General features: G+C 59.0%; 17 protein-coding genes. 3 read left to right on the top strand and 14 right to left on the bottom strand.

The features are described 5' to 3' along the window. Positions 1-92 precede the first annotated feature (92 nt). Complete coding sequence (gene hflX / locus NW870_RS03510; protein WP_414373930.1) at positions 93-1,859, bottom strand: GTPase HflX; 1,767 nt, start codon at positions 1,857-1,859, stop codon at positions 93-95. 195 nt (positions 1,860-2,054) lie between these two features. Here hflX and NW870_RS03505 point away from each other — a divergent pair, with 195 nt between their 5' ends. Continuing rightward, positions 2,055-2,189 (top strand): hypothetical protein, encoded by a 135-nt coding sequence (locus NW870_RS03505; RefSeq protein ID WP_414373929.1) that lies wholly within the window; start codon positions 2,055-2,057, stop codon positions 2,187-2,189. Between the two features lie 134 nt (positions 2,190-2,323). On the opposite strand, the gene NW870_RS03500 is transcribed toward NW870_RS03505, so the two are convergent. From NW870_RS03500 to NW870_RS03470, 7 genes are all read right to left on the bottom strand, one after another. Next, positions 2,324-2,755 carry a DUF488 family protein gene (locus NW870_RS03500; protein ID WP_414373928.1) on the bottom strand — a complete coding sequence of 144 codons (432 nt, stop codon included), beginning with the start codon at positions 2,753-2,755 and terminating at the stop codon, positions 2,324-2,326. Further along, positions 2,752-3,369 (bottom strand): DUF488 family protein, encoded by a 618-nt coding sequence (locus tag NW870_RS03495; RefSeq protein ID WP_414373927.1) that lies wholly within the window; start codon positions 3,367-3,369, stop codon positions 2,752-2,754. Before NW870_RS03495 ends, NW870_RS03500 begins: the two co-directional genes overlap by 4 nt. Beyond that, positions 3,366-4,049 (bottom strand): dual OB domain-containing protein, encoded by a 684-nt coding sequence (locus NW870_RS03490; RefSeq protein WP_011432051.1) that lies wholly within the window; start codon positions 4,047-4,049, stop codon positions 3,366-3,368. Before NW870_RS03490 ends, NW870_RS03495 begins: the two co-directional genes overlap by 4 nt. 66 nt (positions 4,050-4,115) lie before the next feature. Further along, positions 4,116-5,072: an ABC transporter permease gene (locus NW870_RS03485; protein ID WP_414373925.1), complete on the bottom strand. Its 957-nt coding sequence runs from the start codon at positions 5,070-5,072 to the stop codon at positions 4,116-4,118. A gap of 6 nt (positions 5,073-5,078) precedes the next feature. Continuing rightward, entirely contained in the window at positions 5,079-6,128 is a 1,050-nt protein-coding gene (locus NW870_RS03480; RefSeq protein ID WP_414373924.1) for an ABC transporter permease, read from the bottom strand. Further along, complete coding sequence (locus NW870_RS03475; RefSeq protein WP_414373922.1) at positions 6,118-7,680, bottom strand: ABC transporter ATP-binding protein; 1,563 nt, start codon at positions 7,678-7,680, stop codon at positions 6,118-6,120. Before NW870_RS03475 ends, NW870_RS03480 begins: the two co-directional genes overlap by 11 nt. Beyond that, positions 7,652-8,680 carry a BMP family protein gene (locus NW870_RS03470; RefSeq protein ID WP_414373920.1) on the bottom strand — a complete coding sequence of 343 codons (1,029 nt, stop codon included), beginning with the start codon at positions 8,678-8,680 and terminating at the stop codon, positions 7,652-7,654. Before NW870_RS03470 ends, NW870_RS03475 begins: the two co-directional genes overlap by 29 nt. A gap of 401 nt (positions 8,681-9,081) precedes the next feature. On the opposite strand from NW870_RS03470, the gene NW870_RS03465 reads away from it, so the two are divergent. Further along, the gene (locus tag NW870_RS03465; protein WP_414373919.1) at positions 9,082-10,356 is read left to right on the top strand and encodes an amidohydrolase family protein; all 1,275 of its coding nucleotides are present in this window, start codon (positions 9,082-9,084) and stop codon (positions 10,354-10,356) included. Between the two features lie 3 nt (positions 10,357-10,359). Here NW870_RS03465 and NW870_RS03460 read toward each other — a convergent pair whose 3' ends face one another. From NW870_RS03460 to NW870_RS03445, 4 genes are read right to left on the bottom strand one after another with little or no spacing between them, the layout of a single operon-like run. Then, entirely contained in the window at positions 10,360-10,818 is a 459-nt protein-coding gene (locus NW870_RS03460) for an FxLYD domain-containing protein (protein WP_414332474.1), read from the bottom strand. 31 nt (positions 10,819-10,849) lie between these two features. After that, positions 10,850-11,476: a 5-formyltetrahydrofolate cyclo-ligase gene (locus tag NW870_RS03455; RefSeq protein ID WP_414355657.1), complete on the bottom strand. Its 627-nt coding sequence runs from the start codon at positions 11,474-11,476 to the stop codon at positions 10,850-10,852. Between the two features lie 44 nt (positions 11,477-11,520). Next, positions 11,521-11,985, bottom strand: coding sequence for an FKBP-type peptidyl-prolyl cis-trans isomerase (locus NW870_RS03450; protein ID WP_414373917.1), 465 nt, complete (start codon positions 11,983-11,985; stop codon positions 11,521-11,523). Between the two features lie 59 nt (positions 11,986-12,044). Next, positions 12,045-12,725 (bottom strand): hypothetical protein, encoded by a 681-nt coding sequence (locus NW870_RS03445; protein ID WP_011432060.1) that lies wholly within the window; start codon positions 12,723-12,725, stop codon positions 12,045-12,047. 76 nt (positions 12,726-12,801) lie between these two features. On the opposite strand from NW870_RS03445, the gene cobJ reads away from it, so the two are divergent. Further along, on the top strand, positions 12,802-14,700 hold the full coding sequence (cobJ, locus tag NW870_RS03440; protein WP_414373915.1) for a precorrin-3B C(17)-methyltransferase: 1,899 nt from the start codon (positions 12,802-12,804) through the stop codon (positions 14,698-14,700). 18 nt (positions 14,701-14,718) lie between these two features. Here the strand turns inward: cobJ and modB are convergent, their stop codons facing one another. Both modB and modA read right to left on the bottom strand, forming a co-directional pair. After that, a complete protein-coding gene (gene modB, locus NW870_RS03435) occupies positions 14,719-16,506 on the bottom strand; it encodes a molybdate ABC transporter permease subunit (RefSeq protein ID WP_414373914.1) in 1,788 nt (595 codons plus the stop codon). A 37-nt stretch (positions 16,507-16,543) separates the two neighbouring features. Further along, complete coding sequence (gene modA / locus NW870_RS03430; RefSeq protein WP_414373912.1) at positions 16,544-17,305, bottom strand: molybdate ABC transporter substrate-binding protein; 762 nt, start codon at positions 17,303-17,305, stop codon at positions 16,544-16,546. Positions 17,306-17,464: the final 159 nt, after the last annotated feature.

Raw genomic sequence — 17,464 nt, 5'->3', positions numbered from 1 at the left:
GGTCACAATCTCGATCTCAATGTAACCGAATGTTTATGTTGACAGGGGGTATAAATGCAATTTGCAAGTTGCGAAATCCTTATGGAATGCTTCTAGGGATCTCTGGGTTCCTGACTATCGAAGGGGTTGGGGCTTAGAACTGCAGCAAATTGGGCCAGGGTGTGGCGCAACTGATCCAGGTTTTGGCCGGTGGTGGCGGAAACAAACAGGGCTTTGGGGTAGAGCAGGCGGACGTCTTCCACCCATTCGGGGTCGAGGCGGTCGATTTTGTTGAACACCAGCTGGCGGGGACCAGTGGCCAAGGGCAGCTTGTCCAGCAAGGTTTCCACCGCCTCGATCTGTCCTTCCCAGTTGGGGTGAGACAGATCCACCACATGTAGTAGGGCATCGGCTTCCGTCACCTCTTCCAGGGTGGCTTGAAAGGCATCCACCAGTTGGTCTGGCAATTCGGTTAGAAATCCCACCGTGTCGGTCAGCAGCACCGCCTGCTGGTCGGGCAGCTCCAGCCGCCGCGTGGTGGGATCCAAGGTGGCAAAGAGCTGGTCGGCGGCGTACACCTCAGCATGGGTGAGGGCGTTGAGAAGGCTGGACTTGCCGGCGTTGGTGTAGCCCACCAGGGCCACCACAGGAATTTGGGATCCCTCGCGCCGTTGGCGCAGCCGCTGGCGGTGGCGGCGCAGCTCTTCCACCTCTTGCCGCAGCTTGCTGATGCGCCGCTGGATGGCCCGCCGCTCCATTTCCAGTTGGGTTTCCCCAGGGCCACGGGTGCCGATGCCCCCACCTAGCCGCGACATGGTGCGCCCTCGACCGGCCAAGCGAGGTAGCAAATACTGCAGTTGCGCCAGCTCCACCTGCAATTTTCCGGCCCGGGTTCTGGCCCGCTGGGCAAAAATATCCAGGATCACCTCGCTGCGATCCACCACCCGCACCCCCACCGCCTCTTCCAAGGTGCGCACCTGGCTGGGGGTAAGTTCCCGGTCGAACACCACCAAGTTAGCGCCCAGATCCTGGACCAGCAGAGCCAGCTCTTGCACCTTACCGGATCCGATTACCGTGGCCGAATTGGGGCCTTCCCGCCTCTGCCAGAGGGCTTGCAGCACCTGTCCGCCGGCGCTTTCCACCAGGCGGCTCAGCTCCGCCAACCCATCCATGAGATCCTCGTAGCTCTGCCCGGACTCCTGCAGCCCCACCAGGATGGCCCGATCCTGATCCAGATCCACCTGGCGGGCGGTCAACTGGCGCCGAAACCCATCCTCCAGCTCCGCCACCAGCTCCTGCAGATCCTGTTCTGCCAGGATCCCCAAAGGCAAAGGCTCAGAAACCTGCCAACGGCGCTCTCCCTCCGGCAGCAGATGGGCCAGATAGGCCCGGTGAACAAAGCCCGTAGCCGCTCCTCCCCGGCGTCGGTGCCCTCCTGACTTGGACACGGAAAGGGTGATGAGGGCATCCAAACGCTGCAAAGCCATGGCCGTCAGCGCTTTTTGACCGGGGCCCCCCTCCCCCATTTGGGTGGTGATGCAGCGGATCCCGGATAGGCGCTCGGCCCCCTGGCGGGGCAATTCCCAAGCGGGAATCTGGGTTTCAAAAGGGGATCCCACCCCTACGCGGATCACCTGGCCGCGCCGGTTGAGGTAAACGCTGATGGGCCGGCCTTCCAACTCTTGGGTCAGGGATCCCAGCCGTTGGGCAAACTCCACCGTCACCAGGCGGTTGGGGGGTAGGCGCAGTTGGTAAAGCCGTTGCAGTTGCTTTTGTTGGTGGGGCTTTAACCCTTTGGCCTGTTCGGGAAAGCGTCGTGGAGCGATAGCAGAGCTGAAGCGGGGGTCGGTCTGATGGCGAGAGGTGCTAGCCCTGGGCATGGGGACGGGGAAAGACCCAAAAACAAGCTTTCATCTACCATACACGCTAGCTGCCCGCAGGAACTTGGGATCCAAAAGCAACGGTGGCAAACACTGGCCCAGTGTTGCGGGGGCAACAGTACGGCGATGTCATCAGCAACGGGTGCAACATTCAAACCAAGGTCATTCTCGAACAAAAGTAGGCGGAATACTTCCATGACCCAACCGAGGTACGCATGGGGCAGCCAAACCCAGACGATCACAGGCTTCCTGCTCGCCCATCATCTGCTCAAGGTCAACCCCAAAGATGTCAATGTGTTGGATCTGCCCAAGCTGGGATCCCTGTATTGAGCTTGCTGTCGGTGAGAGAGTTTCCAAATCGGTTGGGCAGTCAGGGATCCCTTTCGCTCCGTGTTGCCGGAATCCTGCTGCGACTTGGAATAGCTGCATAAATCGGAAAAAGCCGTAGTGCCAGCTCTTAGTTATCATAGATGCACGATTTCAACATCACCCCATTTTCTGCGCAAATATTCAGCAACCAGCCTACGATGACAGTGCTCAGGTGTAGCTTCACTACAAAGCAGACATCCTCCATCGAGAATACTTTTATCCACTTGATCTTCGATACGACGCTCGGCCATCAACGACAAAAACTGTCTCTCATAATTAGACCAGTCACCACTAGCTTTATAAGCATCAAGAATTTCTTGGGTCGGTGCCAATTCTGGCAAATGAATGTATCCAAGCTTACAGATCTCGTGAAGGAAGAACTCTAGGTCATTCTTTTTCGTGAATCCCGCCAGTTGCGAGGTGTTATTAAGTCGAGTATCAACAACTCGAACCAGACCAGGCTGTTTTAAGCGATTAAAAAATTGCTCTGCACTTTTCTTCGTAAACCCTATCGTAAATATCTTCATGGCCTCGCGCTCCGCTCATCATTTTTTGACATTTTCTCATCTCGATAGGCGACACGCCTGCCTTGAATGAGATAGGCTTCGGCTATACACTCTTCCCGACTTCTAAACAAGTCCCCCTCTGGAAGTTTGCAAAGGGCAAGAAGACGAGATTCTAGAGCCTCATGAGTCTCCAAAGAGCCATTGGCCAAGATGTGGTTGACCGGAATCCCACTTTGAAAAAGTTTACGCGCCACCAGCAACGATCTATGACATTCAATAGGGTCTTTCTCAGCACACATCAGTGCGATCCGATACCGACTAGAACCTTGGATCAGACGGTCGATCCCTTCGAGGAAGGCTGGCTCATTTGCCAGTCGTTCATACTGAATCCTACCCTGATCATAGCAGCTCGGATTTTCGCTACGTCCTCCCAATTCTTTGCCCAGAAAGACGTAAGCAATACCTGCTGCCGCTAAAGCACTTTTCAACTTTTCTTGTGAATATTGAGGGACGTAACGGCTATATGGACGTGAGCGAACGTCGCCAATACCGGTGATGTTGTACTGGCGCAGTAAGTCTATGAAAAAATCAATCTCGTGGTTTGAGTGACCAATCGTGTAGATCTCTGATTTCATATGAGTCGACCTGAGTAGAGAACAGCCGCTATCAGCTTGTAGTAATAGCCCAAGTAGGGATCGCTAAGGCTAACACACAGCACCGGATCGGGGATGTCATATTGACCGTCTTCGCCCATTAGGAAATCCCGTTCAATCACAGGATCGGTAACATCCATGCAGTATTTTACTCCCTTGTATACAAACTCGCCGCGCACTCTACGCTTAGAATTCGGGTATCCTGGTGCCTTGTAACCAACCAACAGACGCAAATGCTCGACCGGTACAAGGTAAAGAGAAACTCCGCTTTCTCGCCCGACACTTAACCGGTTGTTCCACCCAGCATAGCTGCTCTCGCCAGTGCCCCAGAGATTCTCAGGGTTGTCTAGCCAACTGTTGATATCCTCCCAAGGCAGGTGGCCAACTTTTTTCCAGCGGTGCTTTGGATTGATAACGTGGTTCTCCCTCTGGTGAGGTAGTGGCTGAGGTGTATCACAAGAGACACAGAGAATATCAAGAAGTTCTGGGTCGCCACCGCTCTCGTAGTACCTCTCATGTTCAGAGACCTCATGTGACGGGCGGCTGCTGACAGGACGCACCCATTCTCCTGGCTCTCCGTTCTGCCATTCCTTGCCGGCAATACAGCGACCGGCCATTTTTCTGGAGTTGGCGAAACAGACAATCGTCTTGACGTAAGACATACAGGCTTCTGGGGCAAGGGCAAAGGCTCAATAGGAGTAATTTTCGGCTTCTTGAAAGTCCAGTAGTCAAATCCGTTCTTCAGGGCGAAAGGGGATTAAAAGGGCGCGGGGCGCTTTGGCACGGCGAGAGACCAAAATCAACGCCATAATACTGAGCAGATAGGGCAACATTAAGAAAAACTGATAGGGGATCCGGCTGCCCCAAAGCTGCTGAAGGCGTAATTGCAAGGCATCAAATCCAGCAAACAACAATGCCCCTGCCAAGGCTCGCCAGGGATCCCAAGCGGCAAAAACCACCAGAGCAATGCAAATCCACCCCCGCCCATTGACGATATTGAAGAAAAACGCATCGAACGCAGAGAGGGTTAAAAAAGCACCGGCCACGGCCATAAGAGCGCTGCCCACCATCACCGCTCCGGTACGAACGGCATAGACCGGGATCCCCTGGGAAGCGGCAGCCTGGGGATTTTCTCCAACCATGCGCACGGCCAGGCCCAGCGGAGTTCGGTAGAGGATGTAGGCCATGAGGGGCACCAGGAGAAGGCCGAGGTAGGTGAGGGGCGGCTGGGTAAACAGGGTTTCTCCCAGAAAGGGCAGGCTGGAGAGACCGGGGATCGGCCAAGGACTGAAGGGGACGATTTTGGGGGGAGAGGTGACCTGGGGCAGGGCCATGCGATAGACAAAATAGGCAGCATTGATGGTCAAGAGGGTAATGCCAATGCCGGTGACGTGCTGGGAAACCCCAAGGCGGACGGTCAACAGGCTGTGAATCAAGCCCACACCTGCACCGAGGACGGCAGCAAAGGCTACGCCCCACCACAATCCGGATCCCTGATAGACCACCAGCCAACCGGTCATGGCCCCCAGGGTCATGATCCCTTCGATGCCCAAATTGAGAACGCCGGCCCGCTCACAGAGGACTTCGCCCAAAGTGCCAAAGAGCAAGGGAGTGGCAATGCGCAGGGTGGCCACCCAAAAGCTGGTGGTGCTGATTAAGCTGATTAGACTCAGGAGTGCAGACACGGGTGCTCAGTCCCAGCGCAGACGATAACGGGCCAATCCCATGCAGACCAACATCCACAGCAGGGCAGCAGCAACAATGACATCGGCAAGATAGGTGGGAACGCCCAAGCTACGCCCCATGGTATCCGCCCCTACATAAACTCCGGCAATGAAGACCGCCGCCCCCACCACCCCCAAGGGATGCAGTTGGGCCAACAGGGCAACAACAATGCCGGTGTAGCCAAAGCCCGGGGATAAATCCAAGGTGAGATAGCCCTTGAGCCCGAGAAGTTCACAAGCTCCCGCCAAGCCTGCCAGCCCCCCTCCCAGCAGTGAGGTATATAAAATAACTCTCCGGACTGGGATGCCGAGAAACCTGGCCGCTTCCGGGTTCGCGCCTACGGCTCGCATTTCTAGGCCCCAAACGGTGAACTGCTCCAGCCCCCACACCCCCAGGGCAGCAAGCAGGGCGATGATTAAACCGGCGTGGAGACGACTGCGGGGGATCAGCCGCGGCAGTAGGGCAGCATCCACAAGGGCACGACCTTGGGGCCAACCCAGAGCCAGAGGATCTTTGAGGGGGCCTTCCAGGAGATAGCTGATCCCAAGAAGAATGACAAAATTGAGCAGCAGGGTGGTCACCACTTCGTCCACCTGGAACTGGGTCTTGAGCCAGGCCGGGATCCACAGCAGCAGCCCTCCAGCAATCCAGCCCGCCAGCAGCAGCACCAACACCAACCATGGGCGCGGCAGCAAAAGCCCACCGGTGCCCAAGAGGCTGGCAACCAGAGCCCCGCCATAAAACTGGCCTTCCGCACCGATGTTCCACAACTTGGCCCGAAAACACACCGCCACCGCCAATCCCGTCAGGATCAGAGGAACGGCCCGAGTCAAGGTCTCGCTTAGGGCAAAGGGGGATCCCACCGCTCCCCGCAGCAAAGCTCCATAGGCTGCCAAAACCGGGGATCCCGTCCACAGGATCAGCAGGCTACAGGAGAGGAAAGCCAGGACAATGGCTGCCATCGGCGCACTCAGGATCAGCCAAAGGGGCACAGTGGAACGAGGTTCAACACGCATCGGCCACCTCCTGCCCGGCCATACGCAACCCCAAGGCGGTCACCGTTGTGGTTTGGGTCGGGACTGCCGAGGAAAGCCGACCGCGATAGAGCACCGCCACTCGATCCGCTAAACTCAGCAATTCATCCAGGTCTTCGGAAATGAGCAGGATCCCGGCTCCAGCCCGGGCTGCTGCCAGAAGTTGGGCATGCACATAGGCCACAGCCCCCAGATCCAGTCCCCGCGTCGGTTGGTGAGCCACAATCACCTGGGGATCCCGACACAGCTCCCGCGAGAGGATCACTTTTTGCATATTTCCGCCGGACAGCAGTTGCACTGGCATCTGGAGCGCCTGCCGCGGATCCCCCCTCTGGAGCCCCCGCACATCGTAGGTCTGTAGCCAGGTGTGAGCCTGCTGATAGATTTGCCGGTGACGCAGGATCCCCCACCGCGAGAATTCGGGATCCCGATAGCGCTCGATCACCCAATTCTCCCACAGGCTAAGGGAACCGATCAGTCCGGTCTTGTGGCGGTCTTCCGGGATCCGAGCCATGCCTTGCCGCACCATCTCAGCAGGAGAGATCAGCCGCAGGACTCGGCCATACAGATGCAGATGACCTTGGTGGGGCCGGATCACCCCGCAGATCAGATCTGCCAGGACGGATTGCCCATTGCCCGCCACCCCAGCAATACCCACGATTTCGTGACGCCGCACCGTCAAAGAAACCTGCTCCAGATGCTGCTGCCCCACCCGACAGGAGACCTGCTGCAACTCTAAGACCGTCTCCCCCGGAGACAAAGGGGCTTTGACCACCGCCGCCAACCGCTGCCCCACCATCGCTTCCGCCAGAGCTGTGGGATGGATCTCAGCCGTCTTGCCCGCCATCACCACCCGCCCTGAGCGCAGCACCATCACCCGGTCACTGATGCGCATCACCTCCTGGAGCTTGTGGGAAATCAGCAGGATCCCCAGCCCGCGACCGGCCATCTGCCGTAGGGTGTGAAAAAACGGCTCAATTTCCGGTGGGGTCAACACCGCCGTAGGCTCATCCAAAATCAGGATCCGCGCCCCTCGATACAGCACCTTGAGGATCTCCACCCGCTGCCGCTCCCCTAAGGTCAGGGATCCCACCAGGGCCTCGGGATCCACGGCCAACCCCAATTCCTCGGCCAGCTTTTGGATGCGCCGCCGTCCCTCTCGCCGCCGAGACCACAGGTGCCACAGGGGCTGAGTGCCCAGAAGAATGTTGTCCAGCACCGACAGATTATCGGCCAAGACCACATGCTGATGCACCATGCCTATCCCTGCCGCCAGGGCAGCCGCCGGGGATCCCAGCTTGAGGGGCCGACCAAACACCCACACCTGACCCTGATCGGGAACATAGTGCCCAAACAGGATGTTCATCAGTGTCGTTTTGCCCGCCCCATTTTCCCCCAAGATGGCCAGAATCTCCCCGGCCCGCAGCTCAAGATCAATCTGGTCGTTGGCCAGCAGAGCGCCAAAGCGCTTGGTGATGCCCACCACCTTCAGAGCCAAAGGCGCGTCAGAGGGTGGACTTGGGTTCGCTGTCATCGATGGCTACAACAAAAGACCCTGCCAGAATCTCTGCCTGCCTCTGCATCACCTTAGCTTTCAGTTCAGCCGGAACCTTGTCGGCGAAGGTTCCCCAGTCGGAGAGGCTGGATCCCCCATATTTCATCATGCTGTAGATCCCGTAGTCCTCTGCCTTAAACTCTCCGGCCTTCACCGCGGCAATGGCTCTGTCGATGGTGGGTTCCATGTGCCACAGGGCGCTGACCACCACCGTTTCTGGGTAGTCCGGCTGGGTATCAATCACATTGCCAATGGCCAACATCTTCCGCTCCTTAGCAGCATCAGAGACCCCAAAGCGCTCCGCATAGAGAATATCCGCCCCGGCATCAATTTGGGCAAAAGCCGCCTCTTTGGCTTTGGGGGGATCAAACCAACTGCCGATAAAGGTGACCAAAAACTTCACCTCCGGCTGCAGTTCCCTCGCCCCTGCCATAAAAGCATTCATGAGGCGGTTCACCTCTGGAATGGGATAGCCCCCCACCATGCCGATAATTTTGGAGCGCGTCAGCCCCCCGGCCACCATTCCCGTCAGATAGGAAGGCTCGTGGATGTAGTTGTCAAACACGGCAAAATTGCTCAGGGCAGGATCCGGCTTGAGGCTGGATCCCATCAAAAAGCTGACCCTAGGATAGTCTTTGGCCACCTCCCGCGCTTCCCGCTCCACCCCAAAGACCTCACCCACCAGCAGTTGGACGCCGCTCTCGGCATACTGACGCAGCACCCGTGGGTAGTCGGTGTTGGAAACTGACTCTGACCAGGTATAGTCAATATCCCCCCGCTTCTGGGCGGTCATCAAGGCTTTATGGATCCGGCTCACCCACTGCTGCTCAATGGGAACCGTATAAACCCCGGCCACCTTCAGCTTGGTTCCTTGAGCCACCGCGGCATCGCGAACCAACCAGCGGCTCCCCATCAAGCCAGCCACGAAAGCCCCAGAACGCAGGCAGAAGTCCCGCCGGGAGAGTTCTAAACGTGCCATAGTCGCTTCTGTTGAAGTTACTTCGAGATCGGGTTACTGCTCGGCTTATCCTAAGGGGGGGATCCCTGAAAATATGTATCCTGAAATACAATTTTTTGAGAAGGAGCTTGTTTGTAATGGACAACGAAGTTTCGCTGACGGTTGGAATGGATGTAAGGGCCAAGTCCTCTCAAATCAGCTCTCGATAGATTATCCCTCTGACTACTTGGTTGATATCTTGCACAACCGGATGCTGTTGGGGACTACAGCCTTCTTTTATAAAGTGAGCAATAACCCAATCAACTGGTTTCCTAAATTCGGGCTTTGAGGTAATTTAAGACATCTTTATCTGATTTGGCCTATCATTCAGTCAACTGTAGTTGCTTCTTTCCATCCTAAGTTCAAACAAATAGCCACAACATATGGATCTCATTTTGCGCCGGGCCAATTTGCCGGATGGCCGCAAGGGAATCGATATCGGTATCCAGGGGGATCGCATTGTGGCTCTGGAAAGCAACTTACAAGCCACTGCCCCCCAAGAAATTGATGTCAGCAACCGCTTGGTGTCGCCCCCCTTCGTGGATGCCCACTTTCACATGGATGCCACCCTCACCTATGGGATCCCGCGCGTCAACCAGTCGGGCACCTTGCTAGAAGGGATTGCCCTCTGGGGGGAGTTGAAGCCGCTGTTGACCCCCGAGGCAGTCATAGAGAGGGCCTTGACCTATTGCGACTGGGCAGTGGCGCGTGGGATCCTGGCCATCCGCACCCATGTGGATGTGTGCGATCCCAACCTGTTGGCGGTGCGGGCGCTGCTGGAAGTCAAGCAAAAAGTGGCTCCCTACTTGGATTTGCAACTGGTGGCCTTTCCTCAGGATGGCTACTATCGCTCGCCAGGGGCGGTGCAGCTTCTGGAGAAGGCTCTGGATTTGGGGGTGGAGGTGGTGGGCGGGATCCCCCACTTCGAGCGGACGATGGCCGAGGGAGCAGCTTCGGTGCGGGCCCTGTGCGAGATTGCTGCGGCGCGCGGCCTGCGGGTGGATCTGCACTGCGACGAGACCGACGATCCGCTTTCGCGCCATGTGGAAACCTTGGCCTACGAAACGCTGCGGCTGGGCTTGCAGGGGCGGGTAGCCGGATCCCATCTAACTTCCATGCACTCGATGGACAACTACTACGTCAGCAAACTGATCCCCCTGATGGCCGAGGCAGAGCTGGGGGTGATCGCCAACCCGCTGGTCAATATGGTCATCCAAGGTCGCCACGATACCTACCCCAAGCGACGGGGGCTGACCCGGGTGCCCGAGCTGATGGCCGCAGGCTTGACGGTGGCCTTTGGTCATGACTGTGTGATGGATCCCTGGTACCCTTTGGGCAGCGGCAACATGCTGGAGGTGGCCCACATGGCCATCCACGCCGCCCAACTGACTGGCTATGAGCAGATGCGCCAGTGTTTTTTGGCGGTAACAGAAAACCCGGCCCGCATTCTGGGGTTGGAAGGCTACGGCCTGGAACCCGGCTGCTACGCCGATCTGGTGGTGCTCCAGGCCGCCGATGCCGTCGAAGCCATTCGCCTGAAACCGGCTTGCCTGTATGTCTTCCGCCGGGGCCGGCTGATCGCCCAAACGCCGCCTGTGGTTGCCCAGCTCCATTTGCCTGAGCGCCCCACCCAGGTGGAGTTCAGCCGCCAGCTTTAGACGTTAACGACGCACGGTACCGCTGAAGCCGCTGGCCTTGAATTGCTCCAGGGTGAGGGGCAGGGGGCTGGTTATGGGCACCGAGATGCGAATCGAAAAGGGGCTCTCGCCGGGAGGAACTTCTGCAATGGCCCCCAGACGGGTACGCTCCGGCAGAACCTCGTTGCCGTTGGCATCGTAAAGCCGACCGAAGACATCCGCGTTCAGCAGGGTATTTTTGGAGCGGTTGACCACTGTGCCTTCGACGAACAGGCACCTGGCCGGTATGGGGTTGCCGTTGCTGGTCACCAGGTTGGTGTATTCGGGGGTATCGGGACAGGGGGTGACGTGGAGATCCTTCAGTTGCAGGGGGATCGCCCCAAAGCCCATCAAGAGCACCGCCAATGCCACACAGCCAAAGCTCATGCAGACAAGACGCAGCTTTTGGGTTAGCCACTGCGCCGGCTTCCAAACTTGGCTCATCGTTTTTCCTCCAAGGCCCACCCTCTTTAGTCTAGGGGATCCCCGTCTCGTAGAACCTCTCCTCGGTTTGGATCCCATCCAGGCGCTGATCCCAAGGATCCTGAGGCAGGGGCTGCTCCAGCAAGCAGGCTTGGGGGAGGATGCCCCACTTGGGCACACTGGGATCCGGCAAAGCGGCCAAAAAGCGGTCGTAATAGCCGCCGCCATAGCCCAAACGCCTTCCCCAACGATCGCAGGCCAGGGCAGGCACCAGGATCAAATCCGCCTTGCCAGGGTCGATAACTGTGCTGCCGGGAGAAGGCTCCAGCAAGCCCCAGCAGTTGGGGACAAGCTCAGCCGGCTGGTAGCGGTGCCACTGCATTTGCCGCCGCGGCAGACAACGGGGGATCCCCCACTGCTTCTCTGGAAAAAGGGCAAACAGGGATCCCAGATCTACCTCGGAGCCAAAAGCTACGTAAGCCAGGATGGTTTTGGCAGCCAAGAGCTGGGGGCAAGAAGCCAAGTGAGCCACTACCTTTTGACTGATAAGGGATCTGTCCAACCCCTGCCGCACCTGGCGAAAATGCTGGCGCAGGCGAGCTTTTTCTAGGGCAGGATCTGCTGCTAGAGAACTGGGCCGCCAAGAAGAAGACAGTTCCGGGGAAGGGAGTTCCTGCACAAGCCCAATGCCGCCTGGATATTCGGTCTCTGCGAGATCTGAATCTACTGGATGGCCAGGAGCTCCACTTCAAAATCCAAGGTGGCATTGGGGGGGATCACCCCGCCTGCCCCGCGGCTGCCATAGGCCAACTCCGGCGGAATGCGCAAGTAGCGCTTGCCCCCCACCCGCATGGTGGCCAGCCCTTCCTCCCAGCCACGGATCACCTGCCCTACTCCGTAGGTGAAGATAAAAGGCTGATTGCGCTTGTAGGAGCTATCGAAGATGGTGCCATCCTGTAGCTTGCCCACGTAGTTGACCACCACCGTTTGCCCCGGCTGAGGCGAAGGCCCACTGCCTTGAGTGATGTCGTAGTATTGCAATCCCGACTCGGTGGTGATGAAGTCCTTGGCTGGGGATTGCACGCTCACCACCGGATTGTCTTCGGCCCGCGACAGAGCCACGGCCGGCTGGCCGCCCCACACCCCGAGCCACAGCAAACACAGCACCAGCAGCAGCACCCGTTTCATCGTTGGCATCCCCCCGCCGCCGACTTTTGGCTTTCCTTTAACAATCTTAGGGGATCCCGTCAGCCTTTCAGTTCGGCAAATTCGATAATCTGACCCTGGTGATCCCGCACCCAAAAGACGAAGGGCTTCTCGGAGCGAATGCTGTTGCGGATCCCTTGTTTGTTGATTCGCTTCAGAAGGGCCTTAAGGGACTCCCGCTCATAGCTGACATGGCGATAGCGAACGCCGCTGCTGCGGCCCGCTGCCGGTACAGTCCCGTAAGCAGAAGCAGATGAGGAGCTAGGCCTAGAGGCGTTGCCGTAGGAACCGGACCCCGCATAGGGATCTGTAGAGCCAGGGATCACGTGCAATTGAACATTGTCGGAGAGTTGGTACCAAAGTCCGGGGGTATCCAATTGGGTGGGCCCAGAGGTGGGACGGGCTTTGGCATCGAAGCGGGGACTGAGGCCAATATCCCCTGGAAAGTAAGCGGATCCTAGGCTGTAGCCGACCATGCTTTGCTCGTAGCCGTAGTAGTACTGCAGGGGCAGCTCCGCTTCCGGCAGTTTCAACACCTTCTCGTAAAACCCTCTGGCCTGCTCCAAGTCCGGCACGATGATGGTGTGGACGCGGGGAGCGCCGCTTAAGAATGTCCACATGGCCCCCCCATAGGCCGATAGCAGCAAAAACATCAGCCCCTTCGTGGAGAGCAAAACCTCCAGGGGGATTAGGGGCAGCATCAGTCCAGGTGGGATGACCATCGGCACTTGTCCCTTCGCGGGTGGCTCTATGTCCAGTATAGGATCCGGGGAGAATCCTGGCCTTGGCCCACGCTCGATGAAGCTTGCTCTGTTTGCCCCCAGCCCGCGCGCCCGCCGGTTGGCCAACTCTCTGATCCCGCTCTTGGGCAAGGAGGTGAGCTGCTGGAGCAAAGCTGACCCGCAGGGGCTGCCCTCCCCCTGGCAGGCTTACGGGGATCCCAAGGATCCCACAGCGCCAGGCTCCCTAGCAGAAGCCGTTGCCCAAACCTGGCCCCAGGTGCAGGGCTGTCTCTTCATCTTGGCCGCAGGGTCGGTGGTGCGGCTCATTGCCCCCCTCTTGCAGGACAAGCAGCGGGATCCAGCGGTGGTGGTGGTGGACGAAGCCGGTCGCTGGGCTATTAGCCTGTGCGGGGGACATGTGGGGGGGGCCGATGCCCTGGCGCGGCAGGTGGCCGCTACCTTGGGAGCCCAGCCGGTTCTCACCTCTGCTTCCGAGGGGCTGGGGATCCCGCCTTTGGATTTGCTGGGGGATCCCTACGGCTGGCGGCGGGGCGCTGGAGATTGGAACGGGGTGGCAGCCGCCTTGACGCGGGGAGAGCCGGTGGCCGTTCACCAGACCTGCGGCACGCGGCTTTGGCGACAAGCTTGGCCGGCAGATCATCCCCTAGTGGCCTCCTCTCCTCCCCATCCCGTTGCCCAGATCTGGATTGGGGAATACCTCTCCCCTCCCACGGGGATCCCGACAGTGCACTGGCATCCGCGGGTGCTGTGGGTGGGGGTGGGCTGCGAGCGGGGCACCACCCGCGCTTGGCTAGAGGGATCCCTGCGCCGCCTGCTGCAGGCCCATGGGCTGGCGTTCGAGGCCATTGCCGGCTTGGCCACCTTGGAGCTGAAGCAAAACGAGCCAGGTCTTCTGGAGCTGGCCCAAGCCTATGGCTGGCCCATTGAGTTTTTCCCGGCAGAGGCTTTGGCTGGGATCCCGGTTCCCCACCCTTCGGAGGCCGTTCGGCAGGCGGTGGGCACTCCCTCCGTAGCCGAGGCGGCTGCTCTTTTGGCGGCTCAGATCTGGGGAAGAGGTGACCGAGCTTTTGAGAGGCCCTCTTGCGTTGCGGAGGGGAAGGCAACTCTTCTCTGCCCCAAGCAGGTCTTCACGTCAGAAACCGAAGGGGCCTGCACCCTGGCCATTGCCCGCGCGGCGCAGGAGTATTCCCCTCGCAGCGGCCACCTCTGGCTCATCGGCACTGGTCCTGGGGATCTGGGTCAATTGACTTTGGCTGCCCGTATGGCTTTAACTCAGGCCGATGTGGTTGTTGGCTACCAGCTTTATCTGGATCTGGTGGATCCCCTTTTGCACCCCGGCCAAATCCGGGAGGCCTCTCCCATTACCCAAGAGCTGCAGCGGGCCAAACAGGCCATCGCTTGGGCGCAGCAGGGGCTGAAGGTGGCGGTGATTTCTTCGGGGGATGCGGGCATTTACGGCATGGCGGGGCTAGTGTTGGAGTGCTTGGTCCGCTCTGGCTGGGATGGGATCCGCCCTTCTCTGGAGGTGCTGCCGGGGATCTCTGCCTTCCAGGCGGCTGCTGCCCGGCTGGGGGCTCCGCTGATGCACGACTTCTGCGCCATTTCCCTCTCGGATTTGCTTACCCCTTGGCCGGTGATCGAAAAACGCCTGCAGGCGGCTGCAGCTGCCGATTTTGTGGTGGCCCTTTACAACCCCCGCTCCCGGCAGCGGGTGGATCCCTTCTTCAAGGCTCTACAGATCTTTCTGCAGGCCCGACCCGCCCATACCCCCGTGGCTTTGGCCCGCAACCTCTACCGCCCTGGCGAAACTCTCCGCCTTACCACCCTGGGGGAGCTGGATCCAGAGGAGGTGGACATGCTCACCCTGGTCTTTATCGGCAACTCTCAGACCTTTCGCCATGGAGACCGGCTGATTACCCCGCGGGGCTATTGCCTGGGCGAAGAACCCACTTGACGGGTGTTAAGCCCAGACTCAAAACACCATCAGATGCCGGGGATCCAACTGCAGCCACCACGGGGATCCCCAACCTTCCACCTCTCGCCAGCGCTCCCGCCACACCTCGGCTTGCAGGTGGTAGTCCTGGCTGTGGGCAGGAGGACCGCCCAGCCTAAAGAAGAGGGTCAGCCGGTGGGGGGTCTCGCTCCACTTCACCAGCCAAGCGGGAAACGTGTTGGGCAGCTTCCCGTCGGGCCGGAAGGTGAGGTGGTGGGCGCGGATGGCGATGTATTCTCCCGCTGGGGATCCCTGTACCTGCAGCTCACAGACCCAATCCAAGGCCAGCACCCGTTGAGGGCCCAGGAGCTTGGCCCGCGAGATGTTTTTGCAACCCGTCAGTTGCGCCACACTAAGGCAGGGGGGAGCCTCAAATAGCTGACGCTTGTCCCCCTGGGCAATGATTCGCCCCTGCTCCATTACAGCCAGATCCCCGCAGAGGCGGAAGGCTTCCTCAATGTTGTGGGTTACCAAAAGCGTGACTCCCTTGTAGCCCGCTAGGATTTCCCCCATCTCCTGCTCCAGTTGGCTGCGCAGGTGGGCATCCAAAGCAGAAAAAGGCTCATCCAGCAGCAAGATCTCCGGCTCAGAAGCCAAGGCTCGCGCCAGGGCCACCCGCTGCTGCTGTCCTCCGGAGAGCTCCGTGGGATAGCGGTTTTCCCAGCCCTTCAGCTTGACCAACCGCAGCTGGGCCTGGATCCGCTCTTGTTTTTCCGCTTCGCTCAAGCCCGCAGGGATCCCAAAAGCGATGTTCTGGGCGACGGTGAGATGGGGAAACAGAGCGTAGTTCTGGAAGATCACCCCTACCCGTCGCTGAGCCGGAGGCAGCCGGATCCCCTGTTCGGCGTCAAACAACGCCCGCTCGTTGAGCAAAATGCGCCCACCATCCGGGGTTTCGATCCCGGCAATGCAGCGCAAAAGTAGGCTTTTGCCGGATCCAGAGGCCCCCAGCAGTCCTAATGGCCGCCCGTCGCAGCTCAGTTGCGCCTGCAGCTCAAACTGGGGCAGCTTCTTGTCAATGTCCACCCAGAGGCGAGGGGCCGGAGTTGAGAAATCCGGATCCCTTCTGGTGAGAACCTGTAGAGGACGAGAGGGAGGTCGCTGCCAGGGCTGTCGCTGAAACCAAAGGTTAACTGCCGTCATCACCCCCAAGGACAACCCCAAGACCAGGGCCGAGCTGATGGCCGCCCCCCGCATATCCCCCGCCTGAACGGCAAAGAAGATGGCCATGGACAGGGTTTGCGTGCGGCCTGGGATGTTGCCTGCCAGCATCAAGGTGGCGCCAAACTCCCCCAGAGCGCGAGCAAAACTGAGGGTAACCCCCGCTAGGATCCCCGGCAAGGCCAGTGGGATCAGCACCCGCGTAAAAATCTTGGCCCTACTTGCTCCCAGGGTGCGGGCTGCCGCCACCAGCGTCGGGTCGATCTGCTGGAAAGCTCCCAGGGCCGTGCGGTACATCAGGGGCAGGGCCACCACCGCTGCCGTGATCACCCCGGCATACCAGGTGAAGATGACCGACAAGTTCAGCGAGGCCAAAAGTTGTCCCAGAAGGGTTCGCCGGCCAAACAGCAGCAGCAACAGGAAGCCCACCATGGTGGGCGGCAACACCAGCGGCGCCAACAAGAGGGCCTCGATGAGAGAGCGCCAGCGACCTCGGTAGTGCAACATCCCGTAAGCCGCCAGCGTCCCCACCCCAAAGGTGATAGCTGTGGCCAAGCCGGCAATCCGTAGGGAGATCCAAAGCGGGGATAGGTCGTAGTCGCTCATTTGGAGTAACTCATCCGCGCCATTGCAGAGGGATCCCTCACAGGCGGATAAAGCCGTACTTCACAAACACCTCTGCTGCTTCTTCTGAGGTTAAAAACTCCAAGTAAGACTGTCCGGCGGGAGTATCGCGCACCAATGCCACCGGGTAGATAATTGGCGTAATGGGATCCGCCGTAGCCACTACTCGCACCCGATTTGAAAGCTGAGCATCCGAGGTAAACAGGATCCCGGCGTCGGCATTGCCCTGCTCCACCGCCGTCAAAATTTCCCGCACCGTGCTGGCAAACACCATCTTGGGCCGCAGCGTCTCAAACACCCCCGCCTCGGTGAGAATTTCCTGGGCATAGCGTCCGGCAGGCATGGCCTGCAGATCCCCAATGGACAGAACCCGGATCTCTTCCGCCACCAAGTCGGCAAAATCCTGAACCTTGGTTCTGGCATTGGCAGGCACAATTAGAGCCATGCGATTGCTGAGAAGATCCCGCCGGGATCCTGCCACCAGCAGGTTTTGCTGGGCAAGGGCGTCCATAAAAGAGGCGGCTGCGAAAAATACCACGTCCAAAGGAGCCCCCTGCTCCACCTGTTGCTGGAGAGAGCCGGAATTGGCGAAGTTGTACTCAACCTTGATGTCGGGATAGCGGGCGGTGAACAACCGGTCGATTTCCGTTAAAGCCGGTTGCAAGCTCACCGCAGCCCCCACCAAAATGGGCTGAGATTGCGCCAAGCCGGGAGCCGACCCCCACCTCAAAGCCAGAGCGGCCAGGATCCCCAGGAATAACATTGCAGTTCTTCGTTTCATAGCCATTCTTCTTTGACCCGTGACGACTTTCAGAACAGGAAAATCCACCAATCGCTCGGTACTTTGACCATTAGAGGTTGCAGTTTGTATCTTTAAGATACATAATCTAGACTATTGGCAGCCCTTCCTCCCCAGAGGCAACGATAAGCATCTGATAGT

It is taken from the genome of Synechococcus sp. R50.1 (genome assembly GCF_047462115.1).
Taxonomy (GTDB): Bacteria; Cyanobacteriota; Cyanobacteriia; order Thermostichales; family Thermostichaceae; genus Thermostichus.
Note: the sequence above shows the minus strand (reverse complement) of the source record. Positions and strands in the feature narration are given on the sequence as shown.

Coding starts and splice junctions, on each gene's coding strand:
- NW870_RS03445 (WP_011432060.1), bottom strand. CDS start 12,725: ATGGTCATCCCACCTGGACTGATGCTGCCCCTAATCCCCCTGGAGGTT.
- NW870_RS03465 (WP_414373919.1), top strand. CDS start 9,082: ATGGATCTCATTTTGCGCCGGGCCAATTTGCCGGATGGCCGCAAGGGA.
- NW870_RS03505 (WP_414373929.1), top strand. CDS start 2,055: ATGACCCAACCGAGGTACGCATGGGGCAGCCAAACCCAGACGATCACA.
- hflX (WP_414373930.1), bottom strand. CDS start 1,859: ATGCCCAGGGCTAGCACCTCTCGCCATCAGACCGACCCCCGCTTCAGC.
- NW870_RS03495 (WP_414373927.1), bottom strand. CDS start 3,369: ATGAAATCAGAGATCTACACGATTGGTCACTCAAACCACGAGATTGAT.
- NW870_RS03475 (WP_414373922.1), bottom strand. CDS start 7,680: ATGACAGCGAACCCAAGTCCACCCTCTGACGCGCCTTTGGCTCTGAAG.
- NW870_RS03480 (WP_414373924.1), bottom strand. CDS start 6,128: ATGCGTGTTGAACCTCGTTCCACTGTGCCCCTTTGGCTGATCCTGAGT.
- modB (WP_414373914.1), bottom strand. CDS start 16,506: ATGAGCGACTACGACCTATCCCCGCTTTGGATCTCCCTACGGATTGCC.
- cobJ (WP_414373915.1), top strand. CDS start 12,802: ATGAAGCTTGCTCTGTTTGCCCCCAGCCCGCGCGCCCGCCGGTTGGCC.
- NW870_RS03450 (WP_414373917.1), bottom strand. CDS start 11,985: ATGAAACGGGTGCTGCTGCTGGTGCTGTGTTTGCTGTGGCTCGGGGTG.
- NW870_RS03470 (WP_414373920.1), bottom strand. CDS start 8,680: ATGGCACGTTTAGAACTCTCCCGGCGGGACTTCTGCCTGCGTTCTGGG.
- NW870_RS03490 (WP_011432051.1), bottom strand. CDS start 4,049: ATGTCTTACGTCAAGACGATTGTCTGTTTCGCCAACTCCAGAAAAATG.
- modA (WP_414373912.1), bottom strand. CDS start 17,305: ATGAAACGAAGAACTGCAATGTTATTCCTGGGGATCCTGGCCGCTCTG.
- NW870_RS03500 (WP_414373928.1), bottom strand. CDS start 2,755: ATGAAGATATTTACGATAGGGTTTACGAAGAAAAGTGCAGAGCAATTT.
- NW870_RS03460 (WP_414332474.1), bottom strand. CDS start 10,818: ATGAGCCAAGTTTGGAAGCCGGCGCAGTGGCTAACCCAAAAGCTGCGT.